At 65.5% G+C, this 692-nt stretch carries 1 protein-coding gene; it reads left to right on the top strand.

Going from position 1 to position 692, the window contains the following annotated elements:
• Positions 1 to 692, top strand: a 692-nt coding sequence (locus tag AC1DIO_RS35380; protein ID WP_476854953.1) for an EF-Tu/IF-2/RF-3 family GTPase, incomplete at both ends; no start/stop codon positions are given.

The raw sequence follows: 692 nt of genomic DNA, 5'->3' as shown, positions 1-692 counted from the left end.
CCGCAGACGCGCGAGCACATCCTGCTGGCGCGCCAGGTCGGCGTTCCGGCGCTGGTGGTGTTCATGAACAAGGTCGACCTGGTCGACGACGCGGAGCTGCTCGAGCTGGTCGAGATGGAGATCCGCGAGCTTCTGTCGAAGTACGACTTCCCGGGCGACGAAATCCCGATCACCAAGGGTTCGGCCAAGGTCGCGCTGGACAATGGCGACAAGGCGATCGGCCATGACGCGGTCGTGGCGCTGATGAAGACGGTCGACGACTACATCCCGCAGCCGGCGCGTCCGCTGGACCTGCCGTTCCTGATGCCGGTCGAAGACGTGTTCTCGATCTCGGGCCGTGGCACGGTGGTGACCGGTCGCGTCGAGCGCGGCATCGTCAAGGTCGGCGAGGAAATCGAGATCGTCGGCCTGAAGGACACCGTGAAGACGACGGTGACCGGCGTCGAGATGTTCCGCAAGCTGCTGGACCAGGGCCAGGCTGGCGACAACATCGGCGCGCTGCTGCGCGGCACGAAGCGCGAGGACGTCGAGCGCGGCCAGATTCTGTGCAAGCCGGGTTCGGTGAAGCCGCACACCAAGTTCAAGGCCGAGGCCTACATCCTGACGAAGGAAGAGGGCGGCCGCCATACGCCGTTCTTCACCAACTACCGCCCGCAGTTCTACTTCCGCACGACGGACGTGACCGGCGTGGT

It is taken from the genome of Allobosea sp. 05T439 (assembly GCF_056396005.1).
Note: the sequence above shows the minus strand (reverse complement) of the source record. Positions and strands in the feature narration are given on the sequence as shown.